18 protein-coding genes and 1 pseudogene are annotated in these 22,480 nt (G+C 70.6%); 15 read left to right on the top strand and 4 right to left on the bottom strand.

Going from position 1 to position 22,480, the window contains the following annotated elements:
* Positions 1–15 precede the first annotated feature (15 nt).
* Complete coding sequence (locus tag ACI2L1_RS40280; RefSeq protein WP_404744426.1) at positions 16–1,935, top strand: helix-turn-helix domain-containing protein; 1,920 nt, start codon at positions 16–18, stop codon at positions 1,933–1,935.
* A gap of 43 nt (positions 1,936–1,978) precedes the next feature.
* Here ACI2L1_RS40280 and ACI2L1_RS40275 read toward each other — a convergent pair whose 3' ends face one another.
* Positions 1,979–3,367, bottom strand: a complete 1,389-nt coding sequence (locus ACI2L1_RS40275; protein WP_404744425.1) for an MFS transporter — start codon at positions 3,365–3,367, stop codon at positions 1,979–1,981.
* A gap of 283 nt (positions 3,368–3,650) precedes the next feature.
* Between ACI2L1_RS40275 and ACI2L1_RS40270 the strand changes: the two are divergent.
* Positions 3,651–4,042: pseudogene (locus tag ACI2L1_RS40270) on the top strand (Dyp-type peroxidase domain-containing protein); the annotation flags it as partial.
* A 34-nt stretch (positions 4,043–4,076) separates the two neighbouring features.
* Here the strand turns inward: ACI2L1_RS40270 and ACI2L1_RS40265 are convergent.
* Complete coding sequence (locus ACI2L1_RS40265) at positions 4,077–4,343, bottom strand: GlsB/YeaQ/YmgE family stress response membrane protein (protein WP_404744424.1); 267 nt, start codon at positions 4,341–4,343, stop codon at positions 4,077–4,079.
* Positions 4,344–4,607: 264 nt separating this feature from the next.
* Between ACI2L1_RS40265 and ACI2L1_RS40260 the strand changes: the two genes are divergently transcribed.
* From ACI2L1_RS40260 to ACI2L1_RS40245, 4 genes are all read left to right on the top strand, one after another.
* Positions 4,608–4,961, top strand: coding sequence for an ArsR/SmtB family transcription factor (locus tag ACI2L1_RS40260; RefSeq protein WP_404744423.1), 354 nt, complete (start codon positions 4,608–4,610; stop codon positions 4,959–4,961).
* A 672-nt stretch (positions 4,962–5,633) separates the two neighbouring features.
* Complete coding sequence (locus ACI2L1_RS40255) at positions 5,634–7,340, top strand: LCP family protein (protein ID WP_404744422.1); 1,707 nt, start codon at positions 5,634–5,636, stop codon at positions 7,338–7,340.
* A 72-nt stretch (positions 7,341–7,412) separates the two neighbouring features.
* Positions 7,413–7,700 carry a Sec-independent protein translocase subunit TatA gene (gene tatA / locus ACI2L1_RS40250; RefSeq protein WP_404744421.1) on the top strand — a complete coding sequence of 96 codons (288 nt, stop codon included), beginning with the start codon at positions 7,413–7,415 and terminating at the stop codon, positions 7,698–7,700.
* A gap of 355 nt (positions 7,701–8,055) precedes the next feature.
* Complete coding sequence (locus ACI2L1_RS40245; protein WP_404744420.1) at positions 8,056–9,795, top strand: protein kinase; 1,740 nt, start codon at positions 8,056–8,058, stop codon at positions 9,793–9,795.
* A 46-nt stretch (positions 9,796–9,841) separates the two neighbouring features.
* Here ACI2L1_RS40245 and ACI2L1_RS40240 read toward each other — a convergent pair whose 3' ends face one another.
* Complete coding sequence (locus ACI2L1_RS40240) at positions 9,842–11,002, bottom strand: MBL fold metallo-hydrolase (RefSeq protein ID WP_404744419.1); 1,161 nt, start codon at positions 11,000–11,002, stop codon at positions 9,842–9,844.
* A 244-nt stretch (positions 11,003–11,246) separates the two neighbouring features.
* On the bottom strand, positions 11,247–11,888 hold the full coding sequence (locus tag ACI2L1_RS40235; RefSeq protein ID WP_404744446.1) for a TetR/AcrR family transcriptional regulator: 642 nt from the start codon (positions 11,886–11,888) through the stop codon (positions 11,247–11,249).
* A gap of 218 nt (positions 11,889–12,106) precedes the next feature.
* Between ACI2L1_RS40235 and ACI2L1_RS40230 the strand changes: the two genes are divergently transcribed.
* From ACI2L1_RS40230 to ACI2L1_RS40190, 9 genes are all read left to right on the top strand, one after another.
* Positions 12,107–13,456: an aminomethyl transferase family protein gene (locus ACI2L1_RS40230; protein ID WP_404744418.1), complete on the top strand. Its 1,350-nt coding sequence runs from the start codon at positions 12,107–12,109 to the stop codon at positions 13,454–13,456.
* Positions 13,457–13,575: 119 nt separating this feature from the next.
* Complete coding sequence (folP, locus tag ACI2L1_RS40225) at positions 13,576–14,460, top strand: dihydropteroate synthase (protein ID WP_404744445.1); 885 nt, start codon at positions 13,576–13,578, stop codon at positions 14,458–14,460.
* A gap of 91 nt (positions 14,461–14,551) precedes the next feature.
* On the top strand, positions 14,552–15,898 hold the full coding sequence (locus ACI2L1_RS40220; protein ID WP_404744417.1) for an aminomethyl transferase family protein: 1,347 nt from the start codon (positions 14,552–14,554) through the stop codon (positions 15,896–15,898).
* A gap of 20 nt (positions 15,899–15,918) precedes the next feature.
* Positions 15,919–16,782 (top strand): methylenetetrahydrofolate reductase, encoded by an 864-nt coding sequence (locus ACI2L1_RS40215; protein ID WP_404744416.1) that lies wholly within the window; start codon positions 15,919–15,921, stop codon positions 16,780–16,782.
* Positions 16,779–17,684, top strand: coding sequence for a formyltetrahydrofolate deformylase (gene purU, locus ACI2L1_RS40210; RefSeq protein WP_404744415.1), 906 nt, complete (start codon positions 16,779–16,781; stop codon positions 17,682–17,684). Before ACI2L1_RS40215 ends, purU begins: the two co-directional genes overlap by 4 nt.
* 19 nt (positions 17,685–17,703) lie before the next feature.
* Complete coding sequence (locus tag ACI2L1_RS40205) at positions 17,704–18,567, top strand: bifunctional 5,10-methylenetetrahydrofolate dehydrogenase/5,10-methenyltetrahydrofolate cyclohydrolase (RefSeq protein WP_404744414.1); 864 nt, start codon at positions 17,704–17,706, stop codon at positions 18,565–18,567.
* A 20-nt stretch (positions 18,568–18,587) separates the two neighbouring features.
* Positions 18,588–19,616 (top strand): chorismate-binding protein, encoded by a 1,029-nt coding sequence (locus ACI2L1_RS40200; protein ID WP_404744444.1) that lies wholly within the window; start codon positions 18,588–18,590, stop codon positions 19,614–19,616.
* A 126-nt stretch (positions 19,617–19,742) separates the two neighbouring features.
* Positions 19,743–20,666, top strand: a complete 924-nt coding sequence (locus ACI2L1_RS40195; RefSeq protein WP_404744413.1) for a LacI family DNA-binding transcriptional regulator — start codon at positions 19,743–19,745, stop codon at positions 20,664–20,666.
* A 277-nt stretch (positions 20,667–20,943) separates the two neighbouring features.
* Positions 20,944–22,299: an aminomethyl transferase family protein gene (locus ACI2L1_RS40190; RefSeq protein WP_404744412.1), complete on the top strand. Its 1,356-nt coding sequence runs from the start codon at positions 20,944–20,946 to the stop codon at positions 22,297–22,299.
* The last annotated feature ends 181 nt before the right edge of the window (positions 22,300–22,480 follow it).

Genomic DNA, 22,480 nt, shown 5'->3' with positions numbered 1-22,480 from the left:
AGCAATCCTGTGGGCATGTCCAGCGATCACGTGCGGTCCGCCCAGCGCCCCGTCGGCAGTGCCGAGGCACCCTTCCTCGAACTGCTGGCCAGGGGCGCGTCCGCCGACGCCTACGAACAGCCGGTGCTCGTCGCCCGAGCCGAGGGAGAGCCGGCCGAGCGGATCGCCGCGCTCGAAGAGGCCAGGACGGTCGCCCTCCGCGTGCGTTCCGAACTGGAGGGGCGCCGCCGCCGGGAGGCCGAGCTGTCCGCTCTCTTCGAGACCGCCCACGACCTGGCCGGGCTCAGGGACCTGGACGCCGTGCTGCGGGCCATCGTGCAGCGCGCCCGCTCACTGCTCGGCACCGACGTGGCGTACCTCAGCCTCAACGACCCGGCGCGGGGCGACACCTACATGCGGGTCACCGAGGGCTCGGTCGCCGCCCGCTTCCAGCAGCTGCGGCTCGGGATGGGCGAGGGGCTCGGGGGACTGGTCGCCCAGACCGCGCGCCCGTATGTCACCGACGACTACTTCAAGGACGACCGCTTCCAGCACACCCGCACCATCGACGCGGGGGTACGCGACGAGGGCCTGGTCGCGATCCTCGGCGTGCCGTTGACCCTGGGGCATCACGTCATCGGGGTCCTGTTCGCGGCGGACCGGCGGGCCCGGGTCTTCGAACGGGAGCAGATCGCCCTGCTCGGCTCCTTCGCCGCGCTGGCAGCGGCCGCCATCGACACCGCGAACCTGCTCACCGAGACCCGCTCGGCCCTCACCGAACTGGAGCGGGCCAACGAGATCATCCGGGATCACAGCGGTGTCATAGAGCGCGCCTCCGACGTCCACGACCGGCTCGCCGAACTCGTCCTGCGCGGCGGTGGGGTGCACGATGTGGCGGCGGCCGTCGCCGAGATCCTCGACGGCGCGGTCGAGTTCGCCGAGACGGCACCGGCCGGGGCACTGGAGGCCTCCCGGGCCGAAGGCCACGCCGTACGGCACAAGGACGACTGGATCGCCGCAGTCGCCGCCGGCGGCGAACTCCTCGGCGCGCTCGTGCTGCGCGGCCGTCCCGGACTCGACCCGGTCGACCAGCGCACACTGGAGCGGGCCGCGATGGTCACCTCGCTGCTCCTGCTGGCCAGACGCTCCGCTGCCGAGGCCGAACAACGGGTGCGCGGTGAGCTGTTGGACGACCTGCTCGACGCCCGCGACCGCGATCCACGGCTGCTCCGCGAACGGGCCTCCCGGCTGGACGCCGACCTCGACGCAACCCACGTCGTGCTGGCCGCCCGTCTGAGCGGTCCCGCGGCCGACGCCGAACAGGAGGCGGCCGCCCGCAGACGCCTGTGGTCCGCGGCCTTTCACCTCGCGGCCACCCGGCACGGCCTGGCCGCCACCCGTGACGGCGGCACCGTCCTGCTGCTGCCCCTCACCGCGGGGGACACCGCCACCGAACTGGCCCGCCGCACCGCAGGACAGCTCGGCACGGCCGTCCACGAGGCGGTGACCGTCGGCGCCTCGGCTCCGGTCCGCGACCTCGCCGTCCACCCGGACGCCGTGGCCGCCGCTTACGAGGAGGGCCGCCGCTGTCTCGACGCGCTCCGCCTGCTCGGCCGCTCGGGGGACGGCGCGGCGGCGGAGGACTTCGGGTTCCTCGGGCTGCTCCTGGCCTGTGACCGGGACATCGCGGGGTTCGTCGACCGGACCATCGGCCAGGTCGTCTCCTACGACGACCGGCGCGGCACCGACCTCCTGCGCACCCTCGACGCCTATTTCGCGTGCGGCATGAGCCCGGCTCGCACCAAGGACGACCTGCACGTCCATGTGAACACCGTCGCCCAGCGTCTGGAGCGTGTGGGCCGGCTGCTCGGCGCGGACTGGCAGAGCCCCGGCCGCGCCCTGGAGATCCAACTCGCGCTGCGGCTGCACCGGTTGTCGGCGCCGACGCGGCACTGACCCCGCACGCACGGGCGTACGGGGCCGGTGCCACGTCGGAGGTTCAGACGGTCCGGGCGTCCGCAGCCGGGGACTCGGCTGTCGGCTGCGCTTCGGCGACCGGCTCGACGTCGGCCAGATCCCGGTGCCGGGTCTCCTCGGCGACACCGACGGCGAGGACCGTCAGGACGGCCGCGGCGATGACGTAGAGGGCGATCGGGGTGGAGCTGTCGTAGTCGGCGAGGAGCGCGGTGGCGATGAGCGGGGCGGGGGCGCCGGCCGCGACGGAGGCGAACTGGGCGCCGATGGAGGCACCGGAGTACCGCATCCGGGTCGCGAACATCTCCGAGAAGAAGGCCGCCTGGGGCGCGTACATGGCGCCGTGCAGGACGAGCCCCACGGTCACCGCGAGGAGCAGGTTCCCGAAGCCGCCGGTGTCGATGAGCGAGAAGAACGGGAACATCCACAGACCCACGCCGACCGCGCCGAGCAGGTACACGGGGCGGCGGCCCACCCGGTCCGACAGCGCGCCCCACGCCGGGATCACCGCGAAGTGCACGGCCGACGCGATCAGCACCGAGTTGAGGGCGGTCTGCTTGGAGACACCGGCCGACGTGGTGGCGTAGACGAGGATGAACGCGGTGATGACGTAGTAGCTGATGTTCTCCGCCATGCGTGCGCCCATCGCGACCAGCACGTCGCGCCAGTGGTGCCGCAGCACGGAGACGACGGGCAGCTTCTCGGCGTCCCCGTTCCGGGCCGTCTTGCGGGCCTCCGCCTGTGCCAACGCCTGCTTGAACACGGGTGATTCGTCGACGGACAGCCGGATCCACAGACCGACCACCACCAGGACACCGGAGAGCAGGAAGGGAATCCGCCAGCCCCAACTGCCGAACGCGGCGTCCGACAGAACTGCGGTCAGCAGCGACAGCACACCCGTCGCGAGGAGCTGCCCGGCCGGTGCGCCGGTCTGCGGCCATGAGGCCCAGAACCCGCGCCGTCGCGCGTCCCCATGCTCGGACACCAGCAGTACGGCGCCGCCCCACTCACCGCCGAGCGCGAAGCCCTGGACGAGGCGCAGCACGGTCAGCAGCACGGGAGCGGCGCTGCCGACGGTCGCGTGCGTGGGCAGCAGCCCGATCGCGAACGTCGCCCCGCCCATCAGCAGCAGGCTCAGCACCAACAGCTTCTTGCGTCCGAGTCGGTCGCCGTAATGCCCGAAGACCAGGGCACCGAGCGGCCGGGCGGCGAATCCGACGGCGTACGTCAGGAACGACAACAGGGTGCCGACGACCGGGTCGGAGTCGGGGAAGAACAGCTTGTTGAAGACCAGGGCGGCCGCGGAGCCGTACAGGAAGAAGTCGTACCACTCGATGGTGGTGCCGATGAGGCTGGCGGCGACGATGCGCCTGAGGTTGCTCGGCGTCGGGGGAGCGGATGCTGCGGAGGCCATGTGCGCCACTTCCTCGTGTGCGATGGGGACGGGTACGTGTTCGCACACGGTAGGAACGCCCAGGTCAAGGGCACATGTGGTGGGGCTACATAGTTCGGGGGTGAGGTATCCGTGCGGCCACCATGACTGGCGGCGGGTCCGTGATCAGTTGGCGCGGTCTGCGGACGCTAAGACATGTACCAGTACGCGACGGTCTCCGGCAGGATGCCCGAAGATCTGCACCCCGGGCGGGACGGCCGCGCTCGCCGGGGCGTATGGGTGCAGGGCGAGCGGGATCTCGGCGCGCGTGGGCGTCGGAGCCTCGCTGTTCGACGACCGCTACGTGCTCGCGAAGGCGAAACCGTGACGGCTCACGCCATGCGCACCTTCCCCAACGACAACCTGAAACCGGCTGAATGCCACGGAGACCTGTCCCCGCAGGTCTGCGCCGCGCGCCAGGACACGGTGCTGCACGCGCTGCGCGACATCGCCAAGCGCCCCCGGGGCGCGATGCAGATCAGGTGGCGCATCGACGGCCTCCAGAACACACCGTGCTCCAGCGGCGCCCAGCGCAACCTCCTCGGCTTCAAGGACGGCATCGCCAACCCGGACGTGGCGTCAGCCCGGGAGATGAACCGACTCGTGTGGGTGGGCGACGAACAGGACGAGCCGACCTGGGCGCACGGCGGCAGCTACGGCCCTGAGGCGGAAAGCGAGCCGACCCGCTGGGTCAGTTCCGCGAGTTGCCGAACAGCAGGCGGTATCCGATGAGCAGGACCAGGGAGCCGCCGATCGCCGCGCCCCAGGTGTAGAGGTCGAAGAAGTGGCTCGCCACCGGGCGGTCGAGGAAGCGCGCGGAGAGCCAGCCGCCGACGAACGCTCCCGCGACGCCGATCAGCGTGGTGCCGATCAGGCCGCCCGGGTCCCGGCCGGGCAGCAGGATCTTGGCGATGGCTCCGGCGAGCAGGCCGAGAATGATCCAGCCGATGATGCCCACGTCGTAGTCCTCCAGTCGGGCACGAGCCGGGCGCGTTCGCCGGAGGCCGATGCCTTGGGTTGCCTGATTGCGCAAGCCTAGGGACTGATCCGGACGGCGAAGGGGTCTGGCGATGACTGACGACAAGTCGTCGACGTACTTTCACACGCTTATTACATTGCGCAAGCGATGAACTGCCGACGTCGCCGTGGGACGATCCTCGCCGCCCCTACACTGAGACAGCGCGCGTGCGTCGACAGTGACCGGGGCGGGACAGGAGGGACCGTGGCGACACTCACCGGTGGCTTCCAGGATCCGTCGGCGGAGGTGCTCGCCGAGGCGGCCGCCGCGTTCGGACTGCTCGCCTCCTCCGCCCGGCTGCACATCATGTGGGCGCTGTCCCAGGGTGAGAGCGATGTCACCCACCTCGCCGACCGGGTGGGCGGCGCGCTGCCCGCGGTCAGCCAGCACCTGGCGAAACTGAAGCTCGCCGGGCTCGTCCGGGCCCGCCGCGAGGGGCGACGCCAGATCTACTACGTCGACGACCCCGACATCGTGACCGTCGTCCGCGTCATGGTCGGCCAGCTGACCGCTCGTACCGGCCGGGTCGAGCACGGGGTCGGCTCGCGCAGGCCTTAGCGCACCTCAGGTGTAAGGGTGCTGGGCGTGAGAGGCGGTGCGGCATGTCCGGTTCCCGGGTATCGAGACGGCGGCGCCGGCTCCCCGTGCCATGCCTTCCGCCGCTGTGACGGTCTCGGCCGCAACGTCCGCGACGACCTCTTCGTCGTACGACCCCGCCGACTGCGTCTCCGAAGTCCGCAGCCGCGCTCGACAGACCGGTGTCAGCGCCCAGTTGCTGACCGTGATCCTCTACAACGAGTCCTACAAGCCGCACGTCCCGTCCCTGGAGCGGGCCCGGCAGAAGTACAAGCCGGTGCGGCCTCCGGCATCGCCAACATGCACCGCGCCACCTTCGACGAGGTCAGAAAGGGCCGGCACTTCGCCGACGGGAGCTGGGAGGAACTGCCCGACGACCGGGGCCTCGCCATCTGGACCGGCTGCACGCGAACTGGGCTGAGGCGGGACGGGCCGTGGGTGGAGGCTGAGGCATCCCGAAAGGTTGCCGCGGCCCTTCATGAGATGCCTCACCTGTGAAAAGCGGCGGGCTCTGTGCTGGCCGGCCCAGGGGTTTGTTAGATTGCGCAACTACGCAACCTAGGCGAAGTTTCCGCTTGGCCTGCCTGTACACCGCCGCGCACGCCCGGCCGTCGGCCCGGCCTGACGGGCCCGACCGTTTCGTGGGAGTGGTAGATGAGCGACCGGTGGGACGGTCCGGGCGGTCAGACCACGCGCAACCGCACCGACCGGGTGCCGGGACAGCGGTCGGGCGGGTCCGGCGGAGAGCACCGGCCGGGAGGCCGGGCCGCAGCCAGGGCCGCGGCCCGCTCGCACGGGGGGAAGCGGTCGCGACGCAGGGCCCGTCCGGTGCGGCGCGGCAGGCGGGTGCTGAAGATCGCCGGGCTGTGTCTGGCGATCCTCGTGCTGGGCACGGCAGGCGTCGGCTGGTGGTTCTACGAACACCTCAACGGCAACATCAACAGCCTGTCGCTGAACGGCAAGGGTGGTTCGGAGAAGGCCGACGCCTTCGGTCGTACCCCGATCAACATCCTGGTCATGGGCTCGGACGGCCGGACCAGCGCGGCGGACTGCAAGCTGGGCGGCGGCTGCTCCCAGACCGGTGTGCAGACCGGCAACGGCAACGCGGACGTGCAGATGGTGGTGCACATATCCGCGGACCGCTCCAACGCCACCGTGATGAGCATCCCCCGCGACACCATGGTCGATGTCCCGGCCTGCAAAGAAAGCGAGAGCGGCGAGTCCACCTCCGGCTACTACGGCCAGATCAACAGCGCCCTCCGGTACGGACCCGCCTGCCAGGTGGCCACCATCCACCAGCTCACCGGGATCCCCATCGACCACTTCGTGAAGCTGGACTTCTCCGGCGTGGTCCAGATGTCCGACGCGGTCGGCGGTGTCTCCGTGTGCGTCAACAGCAATGTGTACGACACCTACTCACATCTCAAGCTGTCCGAGGGCACCCACACCCTCAAGGGCGAGGCGGCCCTGGAGTTCGTCCGCTCCCGGCACGGCTTCGGGGACGGCGGCGACCTCGGACGTACGGTCTCCCAGCACATCTTCCTCAGCGCGATGATCCGGAAGTTCAAGAGCGCGGGCACACTCACCGACCCCACCAAGGTCTACGACCTCGCCGACGCCGCCACCAAGGCGCTGACCGTGGACGACGGTCTCGGCAGTGTGAAGAAGCTGATCGCGCTCGCGGCCGACGTGAACAAGGTCCCCACCAAGCGGATGACCTTCACCACCATGCAGACCGTCCCCGACCCGACCAACGAGAACCGGGTGGTGGTGGGTTCCGGCGCCAAGGCGCTGTTCTCCACCATCGCGAACGACCAGTCCCTGACCACCGGCTCCGGCAAGAAGGCCGCGGCGGCCTCCGCGACCGCGACCGCCTCCGCCGTCCCCGCGTCCGAGATAGCCGTGACCGTTGAGAACGGCACCGAGATCACCGGCCGCGCATCCGACGTCGCGAACGCGCTCACCGGGCAGGGCTTCAGTTCCGCCACGACCACGGCCAACGCGCCGAGCCCCGCGACGACCACCACCCTCACTTACGGCACCGGCCAGAAGGCCGAGGCGCAGACGGCCGCCAAGGCGCTCGGACTTCCCACCTCGCATCTTGAGGAGGGCACCGGCACCGGCCTGACCCTGGTGATCGGCAGTGACTGGACCAGCGGCACGGCGTATCCGGGCGGCTCGTCCTCGCCGGCGCCTGCTGACACCAAGGCCGCGGTCTCCGACGCCCATGCCCAGACCGCCGACGAGGCCAAGACCTGCGCCAAGGTCAGCCCTTACAAGACGGTCTCGCTCAACGGGGTCGCGATGACTCCGGCTCAGGCGTACGCGGCGGCGACCAACAAGAAGGATTCCGACGACTGAGGCGGGTGCGGCGGCCGTGGTTGTACAGTTGCGCAAGCTGGCAATAATGAGTGCAGAGAAGGGACGTGCGGGATGCTTCGCAACGGACTGGAGCCGTGGCACCTGCTGATCGTGGCCATCATGATCATCTTGCTGTTCGGCTCGAAGAAGCTGCCCGAGGCCGCCCGCGGGCTGGGCAAGTCGATGCGCATCCTCAAGAGCGAGGCCAAGGCCATGAAGGAGGACGGCACCACCCAGTCCTCCGCGACCGCGAAGGCCGAGGGCGCGACCACGTCAGAGTCCGCCCCGCACATCGCCCAGAGCGCGCCCGGAGAGCCCGCCACGGCACAGCGGGCGGCCGAGGGCAGCCCGGCCCACTGAGCCCGCTGCCGATCGGGGCGGGCCGACGGCCGCACGGCAGAAGCGTGTTGCGGTCGGGGAAGGGCCGTGGCGGTCAGGTCGGCCGTACGGGCAGGGGCCGGGGCCTTACGTTCCGGACCGGTTCACGCGGATGAGCGTCCGCTGTCCGTTCGCGACGAGCTTGCGTCGGCCGGCCTTGGACGCCGTACGCCTCCAACTGGCAGACGGTCAGGGTGCGTCCGGCCTTCAGTTCCGTTCCGACCGCCTCTACCGGGGAGGCCCCGGTGACCGCCCGGGCCGACCGCTGCCCGAGCAATGAAGGGGGCCCGCCCAGGCGGGACGAACGCTGTCGGTGGCGGCAACTAAGCTCCCGCCCATGAGTGAGGCAGACGAAGGCCCCGGCAGACGAGTCGTCGATGGGCGCTTCGAGTTGGAGACCCGCCTCGGCGGCGGCGGGATGGGCACGGTCTGGCGGGCCAGGGACCTGGTGCTGCACCGGATGGTCGCGGTCAAGGAGGTCCGCCCGCCCGACCGGGACCTCGCCGAGTACGACCCCGACGGCGCGCGGACGCTGCGCGAACGGGTGCTGCGCGAGGCGCGCGCCCTGGCCCGGATCGACCATCCGAACGTCGTCACCATCCACCACATCGTCGACGGCGGCGACGGCACCTATCCGTGGATCGTCATGGAGTTGGTCAGCGGCGGCTCGCTCGCCGACCGGCTGGCGCAGGGGCCGATGCCACCGGCCGAGGCGGCGCGGATCGGCAGGGGCGTGCTGGCCGCGCTGGCCGCCGCGCACGACGCCGGAATCCAGCACCGGGACGTCAAGCCCGCCAACGTCCTGCTGAGGTCCGACGGCCGCCCCGTCCTCACCGACTTCGGCATCGCTGCGATCCGCGAGACGACCAGCCTCACCGCCACCGGCTCCATCATCGGCACGCCCGACTTCATGGCACCGGAGCGGATCTCCGGGCACGAGGGCGGATCCGCCTCCGACCTCTGGTCGCTGGCGATGATGCTGTACACCGCCGTGGAAGGCCACCATCCGCTGCGCCGGGGCACCACCCTGGCCACCCTCGCCGCCGTCCTCAACGAGGACGTGCCGCCGCCGGTGCGGGCCGGCGCCCTGGGGGACGTACTGATGAGTGTGCTCGTACGGGATCCCGCGGCGCGGCCGTCGTCCGCCGAGCTGGACCGTCGGCTGGCCGGGATCGAGTCGGGTCAGACCGGCCCGGCGACCGCGTGGCACCAGCCCACCTCCTACCCGCTGAACCCGCCGTCCGCCGCCACGGCCCCTTCGTACCCCGGGGCCTTGGGCTCGCCGACGGCTCCCCATGCGGGTGCCCCCGTCCCGGCGGGCACGGCCACTCCCGTCGGATTCGGGCCGCCCCCGGTCCACTTCGCCCCCGGCCAACCGACGACCTCACCGGTTCGAACGGGCCGTAGGGGCAGACCCGGCCTGAGCGTCCTGCTGAGCGTCTCTGGGACCTCGCTCGCCGGCGCCCTGGTCCTGATGTGGTGGCTGCTGCCGTTCGGCAGCGACTCGGGTGGTTCGGGAGCCGCAGCGGGCGCCGGCGGTTCGTCGGCCACCTCGACACCGGAGTCGACCGGTTCCGCGACCGCCGCCCCGGCCGTCCAGCAGTCGAAGGACACCAGGACCACCAGCCTGCTCACCCCGGACGGCATCCGCACCGCCATCAAGGCGATCAAGCAGGAGACCGGCCGGAACAGGTTCGGCGACTTCACCGTCTACGACGACTACGCGTCGGCCGAGGTGATGGTCAAGGGCAGCGACACCAAGTACGACACCTACACCTACCGCCCGGGACAGGGCGTGGAGAAGGGCATCATCAAGAGCAGCCTGACCGGCGGCGACCAGCCCTTCGGCCTCGACGGCTTCAACTGGGACAAGCTGCCCGCGCTCCTCGAAGAAGCCGGAAAGAAGCTCAACGTCGATGATCCGGACACCCGTTACGTGATGGTGAGACAGCCCAACGACATCTTCGACACCCCCCTCGGCATGGCCGTCTACCTGAGCAACGAGTACAGCCAGTCCGGCTATCTGGAGGCGAACACCAAGGGCAAGGTGACCCGAGTGATGCCCGCGGAGGACTGACCGCACAGGATCCGGATCACCGCTCGACCAACTGCGCTGGGCCCGCCTAGGAGAGGCGGTTTCTGCCTCCCCGTACCGGGAGGTGCAGGAGATCGGTGCCGAGGACCACGTGGCCGCCGTAGTCGGCACGCCGTGCGCTGTCGCGGAGCAGGCGTCGCCAGGTCGCGTCGGAGACGACGGCCGGGTCGCCCGGGCCGAGGTGGGTGGCGACCAGGGCGCGGGCACCGGCCTCGGCGGCGATCCGGCCGAGTTCGGCCACATCGGTGTGGGTGGTCAGGATGTGGTCGATGAGGGACTGCGGCAGGCCGAGACCGGCCAGTCCGTCCGGATAGAGGGCCTCGTGGACGAGTACGTCCGCGTTCCGGGCCAGGGCGATGACGTTGGGGGAGGGGGCCGTGTCGCCGGAGAAGACGACGCTGCCGTGCTCGGTGTCGAAGCGGTAGGCGTAGGCGGGGAACACCGCGCCGTGCGGTACCAGGACGGCACTGACCTTGACGTCGTCGTTCTCCATGACGGTGAACGGCCGCATGACGGGAGCGGTGTTCGACGCCGAGGCGCCGACCGCCGCCGGGGGCATGACGTCGTGGACGTCCAGCAGGGTTGCCGGGTCGATGCCGATGTGCTCGGTCATGAAGAAGGTGGGGGCGGCGGCGTACGCCTGTCCGGCGAGCCTGGTCATCTCGACGGTGCCCGGCAGGGGACCCGGGGCGCCGGCCACGGTGGAGGCGATGCCGGCGGGGCCGGGGCCGTACACGGACACCGGGGAACGGAAGCCCGCGGCGCCCGACGCCCCCGCGGACAGGAGCGGGAAGGCGTAGTAGTCGACGATGTGGTCGGCGTGCAGATGGGTGAGGAAGACAGCGGCCAGCGAGGGCATCGACAGCCCCGCCCGCAGATACTGGGTGACCGCTCCGCGGCCGCAGTCGACGACGTACGTCCTGCCGTTGACGACCAGGGCGGACGAGATGCCGTACCGGTCCGCCAGCGGGGGCGGCCCGGAGTTGGTGCCGAGCAGCACGAGGGACAGGGCCGCATCGGAAGGGCTCGCGGATGTCGCGGCCGCGGCCGACGACGCGAGCAGTGGTGTGGCGGCGACGGCTGAGGCCGCCACGGCGCCCAGCACCGCTCTGCGCGAGGTGCAGGGCTCCGCCGCCGGCGGTGTCGCCGGGTCCGGGATCGACTGGTCGTTGTCTTCGGCTTCGCACATGGTGGGGCGGCTCCTCTGCGCTGCGCAGGACGTGATGACGGCTTCCGGAGCGGACCGGCCCTCGCCCGCCCCACGCTTCGTCGGCACGCTGCGTACGGCAGCGCGATCACACGGCCGAATGCTGCCCGCCCCCGTGCACGGGGAGGAGAGCACGGCGCGCAACCTAAGATGACGACCCGCTGCGTCCGTAAGGGTGTCATGTACGGAGCAGCCACGGGCCGAAACGGACCGGCGCGACGACGGTCTACTTCGAGTCGCTGCGCGGCGCGTCGAGGCCGGCCCCGGTCCCTCGTACGGCGGCCCCGTGCAGGAACACCCGCACCGCGACCGAGATGCTCTCCCGGACCTCGTCGTCGTCGGGCTTGTGGGGTGAGTTCGTCAGCAGCCGCATCTGCGCGTCACCCAGCATCGCCTGGTACAGCTGAGCCGCGGCACGCAGCGGATCGGTCACCTCGATCTCGCCGGCATCGCGCGCCCGGCGCAGATGGTCGGCCAGGACGGCGTGACCGGCGGCGGGGCCGTGCTCGAAGAAGGCGCGACCCACATCCGGCATGCGTTCGGCCTCGGCGGTGACCAGCCGGTGCAGGGCGATGGCCTGCGGGGTCAGGACCAGGGCGGCGAAGTGCCCGCCCAGGGCCGTGAGCGTCGTGGCGAGGTCGGCGGCAGGAGGGGTGAAGGACCGCACCGGCGTCGACCACTCGTCGCAGAGAGCCTCCACCGCGGCCTGGAACAACGCGGCCTTGTCGGCGAAGTGGCGGTACAGCGTCGCCTTCGAACCGCCGACCTTCGCCAGTACGTCGTCCATCGAGACGCCTGAGTAGCCCTTGGCGATGAACAGTTCCCCGGCCGCGTGCAGTATCAGCTTCCGCCGGTCCGCCGCCCTCATTCTCTGCACGATCGACATCGTATAAGCCGCTTCCCTGCCTCTTGTGCCGACGTTCCACCGAACAGTACTGTACGGTACAGTACCGCTGCTGGTCGGGGCGCGACCCTGTCGTACCCCTGCTCGTACCGCATGCGTTACGTCGAGCCGAAGACCTTCACCCCTTCCCATCCGCCGTCGAGGCGCCCGCAGGCGTGCGCCGGCATGACATGGAGGAAGCAATGGCACACCTTGAGGACGAGATTCGCCGGGCCGGGGGCCCGCTGGCGCTGCTGCGCGGCGGTCGGTCGGGGGCGTACCCCTTCCCGATCCGGGCCGAGTTCACCAACTGGCGGGACGAGCAGGAGAGCTGGCGCAATTCGGCTGCGCTCATGGACCTCTCCCACCACATGACCGACCTCACGGTGGAGGGCCCCGACTGCTACCGCCTGCTCTCGGAGCTCGGCGCGAACAGCTTCGAGGGCTTCGGTCCCATGCAGGCCAAGCAGTTCATCGCGGTCAACCACGACGGCTACCAGATCGGCGACTGCATCCTGTTCTGCCTCGCCGACAACCTGGTCCGCCTCGTCGGCCGCCCGCCGGCCCTCAACTGGGTCCAGTTCCACGCCGAGACCGGCGGCTACGACGTCACTCTGCGCCGCGACGAGCGCACCGCGCAGAACCCGAACGGCCGCGAGTTCTACCGCCTCCAGCTGCAGGGCCCGCACGCCGCCCGCATCTTCGAGGAGGTCAACGGCGGCCCCATGCCGGACATCCCCTTCTTCTCCATGGGCCGCTTCCACGTCGGCAAGTACGAGGTCACCGCCCTCAACCACCGCATGTCCGGCTTCCCGGGGCTGGAGTTCTTCGGCCCCTACGCCGACATCGACGGCATCCGCGACACCCTCCTGGAGGCGGGGGAGCCGTACGGGATTCGCCAGATCGGTGCCCGCGCCTACGCCTCGGTGGCCACGGAGTCGGGCTGGATCGCCTCCACGGTGCCCGCGGTCTACTCCGGCGAGAGCATGAGGCCGTACCGCGAGTGGCTGGGCACGCGCACCTTCGAGGCGAACCTCTCGGCCGGCGGCAGCTTCGTGCCGGAGCGCGTCGACGACTACTACGTCACGCCCTACGACCTCGGTTACGGCCACATCCTCAAGTTCGACCACGACTTCGTGGGCCGCGAGGCGCTGGAGCGGATGCGGGGGCAGAAGCACCGCAAGAAGGTGTGGCTGTCCTGGCACCGGGACGACGTCGCGCGCGTCTACGCGAGCATGTACGAGAAGGGCGACAGGCGGTTCAAGTACATCGACACCCCTGCCGCGTTCTACTCGGCCTCGCAGTTCGACCGCGTCCAGAGCGTCGACGGCCGGCTGATCGGGCTGTCGACCCTGTGCAGCTACTCGTCGAACGTCCGCGGCTGGATCTCCGTCTGCATGATCGACGCGGACGAAGTGGGATACGGCCGGGAGGTCGAGCTGGTCTGGGGCGAGCCGGACGGCGGCTCCGCCAACCCGACGGTCGAACGCCACTCCCAGACCACCATCAGGGGCACCATCTCGCGCAGGCCCTTCGCGAGCGACAAGCATTGATTTCCCGAGCTGACTAGATCGATTTAGTAGCCGCTCTGTCATGTCGAGGCTAGAACGTTCTAGTATCGCCTTCTCGCAACGGGACGCGGGGATGAAGGAGGTTGTCACCGATGCCAACCATGGACAGTGTCGCTCTCGGGCGGCCGGGTCGGCCCATGCAGCCGGAAGGGCTGCCCCGGCCCGGGCGCTGTCTGGTGATGGGCATCCTGAACGTCACCCCCGACTCCTTCTCCGACGGTGGCCGGTACGCCGGGACGCGGCGCGCGATCGAGCGCGGTCTGGAGCTTGCCGTCCAGGGCGCGGACCTCGTGGACGTGGGCGGCGAGTCCACCCGGCCGGGCGCGCGACCGGTGGACCTCGACGAGGAACTTGCCCGTTCCCTCCCGGTGGTGCGCGAACTCGCCCGGGCCGGCGTGCGGGTGAGCGTCGACACCATGCACGCACCCGTGGCCCGGGCCGCGGTCGAGGCCGGTGCGTGCCTGGTGAACGACGTCAGCGGCGGCCTGGCCGACCCGGCCATGGCCCGGACCGTCGCGGCGCTCGGTGTCCCGTACGTGGCGACGCACTGGCGTGCACCCAGCCACGAGATGGACCGCCACGCCGAGTACGGCGATGTCGTCGCCGACGTCACGGCCGAACTCGGCGCCCGGCTGTGGCAGTTGGTGGACGAGGGCATCGACCCGGCCCGCATCCTCCTCGATCCGGGGCTCGGATTCGCCAAGCGGCCCGAGCACGACTGGGCGCTCCTCGCCGGTCTGGGGAGGCTGCGGCAGCTGGGTTTCCCGGTGCTGGTGGGCGCGTCGAGGAAGCGGTTCATCGGTGCCGCCCTGGCCGAGCGGGGCGCGGGCGACGTGCCGGCGGCGGGGCGTGACATGGCGACGGCCGCGGTCTCCGCGCTCGCCGCCACCGGCGGCGCGTTCTGTGTGCGGGTGCACGACGTCCGCGCGAGCCTCGACGCCGTGCGCATGGCGGCGGCGTACGCCGAGCGCCTCGACCGCACCTAGAACCGGTCGACCAGCGGGTCCGCGCGTGCGGTCCCCTGCTCGCCCTCACTAAATCGATCTCATTCATGATCGCTACGAAACAGGAGCTGTTATGGCAACCCCCTCTCTCCAGGACGGCATCGACAAGTCAGGATCGCCGATCGAGCTGCTGTGGCAGCCGAACGCGGAGCCGTGGCTGCCCGAGGTCGTCGACCGTGAGTTCACCGGCTGGCGCCAGGAGCAGGCCGCCTGGCACGAGGGCGTGGCGCTGCTCAACCTCTCGCACCACATGTTCGACATGTGGATCGAGGGCCCGGACGCCACCCGGGTGTTGGCCGACCACGGGGTCAACAACTTCGAGAAGTTCGCCATCGGGCAGGCCAAGCAGTACGTGCCGGTCACCCGCGACGGCAACATCGTGACCGATGGGATCCTCGCCCGGGAGGGTGAGAACAAGTACCTGCTCAGCGGCATCCCGGCCGCCCAGCACTGGGTGCAGTACCACGCGGAGAAGGGCGGCTACGACGTCGCCTTCGAGACCGACCCGTCCTCCGCGTTCCGGCCGGGCGGCGGCGACCCGAAGCTGTTCCGCTACCAGATCCAGGGTCCGCTGGCGGCGGAACTCGTCCAGCGTGCCTTCGGCGGACCGCTGCCCGAGACGAAGTTCTTCCACTTCACCGCGGTCACCCTGAACGGCCGCCCCCTGCGCGCCCTGCGGCACGGCATGGCCGGCCAGGCGGGCTTCGAGTTCATCGGCGACTGGGAGCACGCGGCGTACGTGCACGAGACGTTCCTGAAGGTCGGCGAACCTCTCGGCCTCGTCCAGGTGGGCGCCCGGGCGTACGCCACACCCAGCGTCGAGAGCGGCTGGATCCCCTCGCCGGTCCCCGGCATCTACACCGACCCCGAACTGGCCGACTACCGCGCCTGGTTGCCCCTGTTCGGCATCGAGGGCAAGCGCCCGCTGAACGGCAGCTACTTCTCCGCGGACATCGAGGACTACTACGTCTCGCCGTTCGAGCTCGGCTACGGAAAGCTGATCCACTTCGGTCACGACTTCGTGGGCCGCGACGCCCTGTTGGCGGCCAAGGGCAGCGAGACCCTGCGCAAGAAGGTGACGCTGGTCCTCGACCCCTTCGACGTACGCCGGGTCATCGGCGAGGACCAGGACCCCGGCTTCGTCCTCAGCTACGCCCGCCATCGCGTGGAGAGCGGCGACGGACTGGTCGGCGTCACGATGCAGGCCGCGTCGATCGACCCGGTGGGCAGCGTGCTGGCGCTGTCTCTGGTCGACGCCGAACACGCCACGCCGGGCACCGAGGTGACGGTCGTCTGGGGCGAACACCCCGGTTCCGGTGCGGCCTCGGAGGCGGACCTGGGCTTCCCCCGCATCCGTGCCACCGTGCAGGCCGCTCCGTTCAACGAGCACGCACGCACCCTCTACCGTCGCGACCGCTGAGACGAAGGGCGACGCACCCCATGAGCACGGCACGAACAGCGGTCGGCACCGCGCTGCTCGAGGACTTCTCGCTGGAGATGACCGGCAAGGACGTCCCCAAACTGGAGGAAGCCCGGGACAGCATCCCCCAGGGCACCCGGATCAACGTCACCTTCCTCGGCAACGAGGACTTGGAGACGCGCCTGGCCGCGGCCCGGGCGGTCAAACGCCTGGGCTTCGTGCCGGTCCCGCACATATCCGCCCGCCGACTCGGCTCACGCGAGGACTTCGAACGGTTCCTGGCCGGCCTGCAGGCCGACGGCACCTGCGACAACGTGTTCCTCGTCGGCGGGGACCCGGCACACCCCGAGGGCCCCTACGCGGACTCCCTGTCCCTGATCGAGACGGGGCTGCTGCGGGAGTACGGCGTACGGCACGTCGGCATCACCGGATACCCCGAGGGTCACCCCGCGATCGACGGCCCGACCCTCTGGTCCGCGCTCCAGGGCAAGCACGCGGCGCTGGCCGCACAGCCCCTGGAGGGCGGTGTCATCACACAGTTCGGCTTCGACGTCGAGCCGGTGCTCGCCTGGGTGGAAGAGGTACGGCGACGGGGCATCGCCCTGCCGATCCGCATCGGTGTCCCCGGTCCCGCCGGAGTGCGCCGGCTGATGTCGTACGCCGCCCGTTTCGGCGTCGGCACCAGCGCCGGCGTGGTCAAGAAGTACGGGTTCTCGCTGACCAACCTCATGGGCACCGCGGGACCCGACCGCTTCCTGCGTGACCTGTCGGCGGCCCACGACCCCGCCCGGCACGGTGACCTGAAGATCCACTTCTATACGTTCGGCGGGCTCAAGGCCACCTCCGACTGGGCCACCCGCTTCCGGAAGGAAAGCCTGGCATGACCCTCACCCAGGACACCCCGGCACGCGCCAGGACCGCCCAACCTCCCGCCCAGCAGGCCTCGTTGATCGTGCAGGGCGCCGACGCCACGGGCATCGTCGCGGCCGTCGCGTCGGTCCTCAGCGACCACGGCGCCAACATCGTCTCCCTCGACCAGTACTCCGACAACCCGCAGGGCGGCGCCTTCTTCCAGCGCACCGTCTTCGGGCTCGACGCCCTCCGGGCCGCGCTGCCCGCGCTACGGGCCGATCTCGACCGGCGCCTGGTGGAGGGCCTCGGGCTCAGCTACACGCTGCGGGACCTGTCGGCCCCCAAGCGGGTCGCGATCTTCGCGTCGAAATCCGACCACTGTCTGCTCGACCTGCTCTGGCGCCACCGCCAGGGCCAACTCCCGGTCACCGTCGCCATGGTGATCTCCAACCACCCCGACGTGGCCGAGGAGGTACGCAGCTTCGGCATTCCGTTCTTCCACGTGCCCTGCCAGGGCGCGGACAAGTCGGCGGCCGAGGCGGAACATCTGCGGCTGCTGAAGGGCAACGTCGACTTCGTCGTCCTGGCCCGCTACATGCAGATCCTGTCCGGTGACTTCATCCGGGACGTCGATGTCCCGATCATCAACATCCACCACTCCTTCCTGCCCGCGTTCATCGGCGCGGGGCCGTACGCCAAGGCCAAGGAACGGGGCGTGAAGCTGGTCGGCGCCACCGCCCACTACGTCACCGAGGACCTGGACGAGGGCCCGATCATCGAGCAGGACGTGGTTCGGGTCACCCATGCCCACACCGCCACCGACCTCACCCGCCGCGGTGCCGACGTGGAACGGGCGGTCCTCTCCCGTGCAGTGCTGTGGCATGCCGAGGACCGGGTCATCCGCAACGGCAACCACACGATCGTCTTCGCCTGACAGGGAGCGGTTCGCCACCATGACCACCACCATCGACGGCACCGGGATCGCCCGGCGGATCCGCTCGCGGGTCGCCGAGGAGGTCGCCGCGGACGCCGGTTCGGGGAGAACCCCCGGCCTCGCGACCGTCCTCGTCGGCGACGATCCGGCCAGCGCCGTGTACGTCGCCGCCAAACGCCGCGCCATCAGAGAGGCCGGCATGCGCGACTTCCATCGCCATCTGCCGCAGCAGGCCACCCAGCACGACGTGGCCGCGGTGATCGACGCGTTCGCCGCGGACCCCGCGGTCTCCGGCATCCTTCTCCAACTCCCGCTGCCCCGGCAGCTGGACGCCCCCTCGCTGATCGACCGTATCCCCGTCACCAAGGACGTCGACGGCCTCACCACCGCCAGCACCGGCCTCCTCGCCCGGGGGGAACGCGGACTGCGTCCCTGCACACCGAGCGGGGTCATCGAACTCCTCGACACCGAAAGCATTCCGCTCAGGGGCGCGCACGTCGCCGTGGTCGGCTGGGGCGAACTCGTCGGACGGCCGCTGACGCAACTCCTGCTCCAGCGGGGAGCGACGGTGTCGGTCGCGCACGAGCACACCACCGACCTGGTGGCCGTCACCCGGTCCGCCGACATCGTCGTGGTCGCCACCGGGGTCCGCGGCCTCATCGGTCCCGAGCACGTACGTCCCGGCGCCGTCGTCATCGACGTCGGCATCCACCGGACGCCCTCGGGCCTGACCGGCGACGTGCGCTTCACCGAACTCGACGGCATCGCGGCGCGCATCACCCCGGTGCCCGGTGGAGTCGGCCCCATGACCATTGCCATGCTCATGGTCAACACGCTGAGTGCCGCCCGGTGGAACGCCGAACTCGACGCCGTAGCGGCGTAGTCGTGTCCGGGCCCCCTCCCATGGCCCGGCTCGGTGGACGGCTCGCCACCGGTCTGATGGACGTCACCAGCGATCCCGCCGCGCTGGAGTCCGAGGGTTTCTGGGCGGTGGTCGCCGACTTCGAGGGCCGACTGACCTGCGCTCGCTTCCGCGACGTACGCCGCGTGGCGGACCGGGAGGTTCCTACGGTGCCCTGGCGCGGGCCGCGTGCGGACATGTGGTCCACCTCGCTCGACCGTCGCGCGTACACGCAGGGGGTGACGCATATCCGCGAGCACATTGCCGCCGGTGAGGTCTACCAGGCGAACCTGTGCCGGGTGCTGTCGGCACCCATCGGTGCGGACGCCGACGTCGAGGCGCTGGCCCTGCTGCTGGCACGGCGGCACCCGGCGCCGTACGCCGGTGTCGTCCGCCTCCCGCGCCACGGGGTGGAGGTGGTCACCGCCTCGCCGGAGCTCTTCCTTCGCCGCGAAGGCGGTGACGTCCTCTCGGGTCCGATCAAGGGAACAGCCCCCACCGAGGGGGAGATGCTGGAGAAGGACCACGCGGAGAACGTGATGATCGTCGACCTGGTCCGCAACGACCTCGGCCGTGTCTGCGTGCCTGGTTCCGTGACCGTCCCCGACCTGTGCGCGGTGGAGAAACACCCGGGCCTCGTCCACCTGGTGTCGACGGTGCGGGGGCGACTGCGTGACGGCCTCGGCTGGCCCGAACTGCTGGCGGCCACCTTTCCGCCCGGCTCGGTCACGGGCGCACCCAAGGAGAGTGCCCTGAGGATCATCAGAGCCCTGGAGACCCCGCCCCGGGGGCCCTACTGCGGGGGAATCGGCTGGGTCGACGCCGACCGCGCGCGGGGTGAACTGGCGGTCGGCATCCGCACGTTCTGGATCGACCGCGCTCAAGGAACGCTGAAGTTCGGGACGGGGGCCGGTATCACCTGGGGCTCGGACCCGGAGCGGGAGTGGCAGGAGACCGAACTGAAGGCGAGCCGACTGTTGGCCATCGCCTCGGGTTCCGGCGAGCCGCGGTCCGCGTGTCCGCGCGTATGAGTGTCGTACGGCGCCGGACGCTCTCGCGCGCACAGCGCGACCACGCCTTACTGGAACGATCTGGTCACGTAGGCTGGTCTGCAACGCTAAATCGTTTTACAAGCGACATAGAGGGAGTGTGCCGGCATGGGCCGTTCAGGCCGGGTGACGTTGAACGACGTGGCCGAGGCGTCCGGCGTGTCCCGGGCGACGGTGAGCTTCGTCCTCAACGACGACCCACGGCAGACGATCTCCGAGGCGACCCGGGAGCGGGTCCTGCAGGCCGCCCACGACCTGGGGTATGTCGTGCACGGGATCGCCCGCGCCCTGCGCGAGGGATCCTCGCGCATCGTCGTGCTGCATGTCGACCGTGGGATGGAGGGCAACTTCTCCCGGAGCTATGTCAAGGGCCTGGACGAAGAGCTGGCCGAACACGATCACGTCCTGCTCGTCCGGCACGGGCGCCAGGCACCCGAGTCCACCCAGAAGATCATCGCTGCCATCGCGCCACGGGCGGTGCTGCGACTGGGCGAGATCTACATGCGTGGAGAAGTGCCCAGCGAGGACTGGGAGAACGGCTTCGCCGCCAACGCCTCCCTGCAGATCGGCCACCTGGCCGAACGGGGGCACACCCACATCGCCATGGCCCTGCCCGACCACGACTACCCGCTCACCGAGGCCCGTCTCGGCTTCGCCCGGGAGGCCGCCAGGCGGCTGGGGCTTCCGCCGCTGGAGCGCTTCGTCGTGCCGAGGCCCCGGGAGGTCGGCGGGTCCGCGGTCGGAGCGTTTCTGGCGGCCTGCCCCGCCGTGACCGCCGTGGCGGCCTTCGACGACGACATCGCGCTGCGCACCCTGACCGCCCTGCGTGACCTGGGGCGGCGTGTGCCCGAGGACCTCGCGGTGATCGGTTTCGACGAGACCGAGCACGGCTCCCTGTCCACGCCGGCGCTCACCACCGTCCACATCGACGCCGAGGTCCTCGGACGGATCGCCGCCCGGGCCGCTCTCGGTATCGAAGCGGGCGGTCTGTCTCCGGTGCTCGGCCGGATCGTGGTCCGCGCCTCGGTGTGAGCGGGGGCGCGGGCGTTCCCGAGTCGTCGCTGTCATCACCGTCGCCACCGCAGGGATCATCTGCTACGGTCCCCACTTAAACGATCTAGTTGCTTCTTCGTCACCGACCGCACGACGAAGCCTCCGCGTGATGCACGCGGACTGAACGGTCCCGCCCCTCGCCCCTTCGCCCGCCTGTCGGCGGGTGGTTCCGCGCCGCGCAACCCGACGCGCCAGGACCGGGCCGAGCCGCCGGACACTCGATATGCGCCCATGAGCAGGAGGACCATCCGTGGACATGGCCGAGGCACAGCGCAGCACCTACGAAGCCGTCCTGCGGCTGAAGGACGCCCCCTTCGTCGCCGAACGTCCCCCGTACTTCAGCCCGGCCGCGGCGGCCCAGTACGAGAGCAACCCCCTCGGCGGGTACGGCCACTTCGCGCAGACCCTGCTGCCCCTCGAATACACCCACTGGGTCGAGGAGTGCGCCGCGCACGTCAACTCCTGCTACCTCGGCGACTGGTCGAGCCTGCACAAGGTCGTCATCCGGGGACGGGAGGCGCTCGCCTTCCTCGCCTGGCTGGGCATGCGGGACCTGTCCCGCTTCGAGCACGGGCAGATCAAGCATCATGTCCAGCTCGACGAGAACGGCTGGGTGGCGTCCGAGGGCGTCCTGTGCCGACTGGGCGAGGAGGAGTTCCTCTACACCGCCGGCAGCGGGGACTGGCTGATCTGGCAGCTGGGTCAGGGGACTTGGGACGCGGAGGTCGAGGACGTCAGTCCCGGGCGGTTCATCTTCGGCGTCCAGGGGCCGGCCGCACTGGACACGCTGGAGGAGCTGACGGGCGAGAGCCTGCGGGACATCGCCTTCAGCCGGAGCCGGACGTCCCGGATCGGGGGCGTACCGGTACGGGTGCTGCGTACGGGCATCTCGGGAGAGCTCGGCTACGAACTGCACGGCCCCGCCGGACACGCCAACGAGATCTGGGCCGCCACCGTCGAGAGCGGCTCGTGGTTCGGTATCCGCCAGCTGGGGTTGAGGTCTCAGCCGGTGCAGCACATCGAGGCGGGCATCGCCACGAACGGACTCGACTACCTCCCCGCCGCCATCCTCACGCCGGGTGCGCCGAGGCAGTTCAGGAGGGGAATGCCGGGCGGCAGCTTCGTGCCGGACAACGGCATAACGGACTACTTCCGCAAGCCCGGCGAACTCGGTTGGGGCTTTCGCAAGGGAGTACCCGAGCGGGACTTCCTGGGCCGCGAGGTGCTGGCCGCCGACGCCGCCGCAGGAGCGCCGGGGCGCACCCTCATGGGCCTGTACTGGAACGACCGGGACGTGGCCGACATCCTCACCGCCGCTCTGGCCGACGGCGATCTGCCGGACCCGATGGAGCTGCCGCGCGGTCGCGGTCCGTCCTTCGACCAGGTCCTCGTCGGCGGACAGCCGGCGGGCGTGTCCACCGGGCGGAGCCTCAGCGTCAACCTGCGCTCGACCATCTCCCTCTGCGTGATCGACCAGGCCCATGCGGCGCCCGGTACCGAGGTGGTGGTGCTGTGGGGCAGGCCCGGCACAGCGCAGCGTGAGATCGGGGCGACGGTCACGGCACTGCCGTTCAAGCCGGACCGGAGGCGGAGCGACGTTTCCGTTTGGTGAGTTGCCGACCGTGGCTCGTGCGGTGCGGGTCGGCCTGGGCCGCCGGCTGCGGTTGACCGGCACCGCGCAGTGTGGGATCGGGGCGTCGGTCACGGCACTGCCGTTCAAGCCGGACCGGAGGCGGAGCGACGTTTCCGTTTGGTGAGTTGCCGACCGTGGCTCGTGCGGTGCGGGTCGGCCT

Origin of the sequence: Streptomyces sp. NPDC019531 (assembly GCF_044903305.1) — a bacterium.
In the GTDB taxonomy this organism is placed as follows: Bacteria; Actinomycetota; Actinomycetes; order Streptomycetales; family Streptomycetaceae; genus Streptomyces.
This window is presented reverse-complemented; position numbering and strand designations above follow the sequence as displayed.

Coding starts and splice junctions, on each gene's coding strand:
- ACI2L1_RS40275 (WP_404744425.1), bottom strand. CDS start 3,367: ATGGCCTCCGCAGCATCCGCTCCCCCGACGCCGAGCAACCTCAGGCGC.
- ACI2L1_RS40280 (WP_404744426.1), top strand. CDS start 16: ATGTCCAGCGATCACGTGCGGTCCGCCCAGCGCCCCGTCGGCAGTGCC.
- ACI2L1_RS40195 (WP_404744413.1), top strand. CDS start 19,743: ATGGGCCGTTCAGGCCGGGTGACGTTGAACGACGTGGCCGAGGCGTCC.
- ACI2L1_RS40235 (WP_404744446.1), bottom strand. CDS start 11,888: ATGAGGGCGGCGGACCGGCGGAAGCTGATACTGCACGCGGCCGGGGAA.
- folP (WP_404744445.1), top strand. CDS start 13,576: ATGGACAGTGTCGCTCTCGGGCGGCCGGGTCGGCCCATGCAGCCGGAA.
- purU (WP_404744415.1), top strand. CDS start 16,779: ATGACCCTCACCCAGGACACCCCGGCACGCGCCAGGACCGCCCAACCT.
- ACI2L1_RS40200 (WP_404744444.1), top strand. CDS start 18,588: ATGGCCCGGCTCGGTGGACGGCTCGCCACCGGTCTGATGGACGTCACC.
- ACI2L1_RS40230 (WP_404744418.1), top strand. CDS start 12,107: ATGGCACACCTTGAGGACGAGATTCGCCGGGCCGGGGGCCCGCTGGCG.
- ACI2L1_RS40220 (WP_404744417.1), top strand. CDS start 14,552: ATGGCAACCCCCTCTCTCCAGGACGGCATCGACAAGTCAGGATCGCCG.
- ACI2L1_RS40215 (WP_404744416.1), top strand. CDS start 15,919: ATGAGCACGGCACGAACAGCGGTCGGCACCGCGCTGCTCGAGGACTTC.
- ACI2L1_RS40240 (WP_404744419.1), bottom strand. CDS start 11,002: ATGTGCGAAGCCGAAGACAACGACCAGTCGATCCCGGACCCGGCGACA.
- tatA (WP_404744421.1), top strand. CDS start 7,413: ATGCTTCGCAACGGACTGGAGCCGTGGCACCTGCTGATCGTGGCCATC.
- ACI2L1_RS40245 (WP_404744420.1), top strand. CDS start 8,056: ATGAGTGAGGCAGACGAAGGCCCCGGCAGACGAGTCGTCGATGGGCGC.
- ACI2L1_RS40255 (WP_404744422.1), top strand. CDS start 5,634: ATGAGCGACCGGTGGGACGGTCCGGGCGGTCAGACCACGCGCAACCGC.
- ACI2L1_RS40190 (WP_404744412.1), top strand. CDS start 20,944: ATGGCCGAGGCACAGCGCAGCACCTACGAAGCCGTCCTGCGGCTGAAG.
- ACI2L1_RS40205 (WP_404744414.1), top strand. CDS start 17,704: ATGACCACCACCATCGACGGCACCGGGATCGCCCGGCGGATCCGCTCG.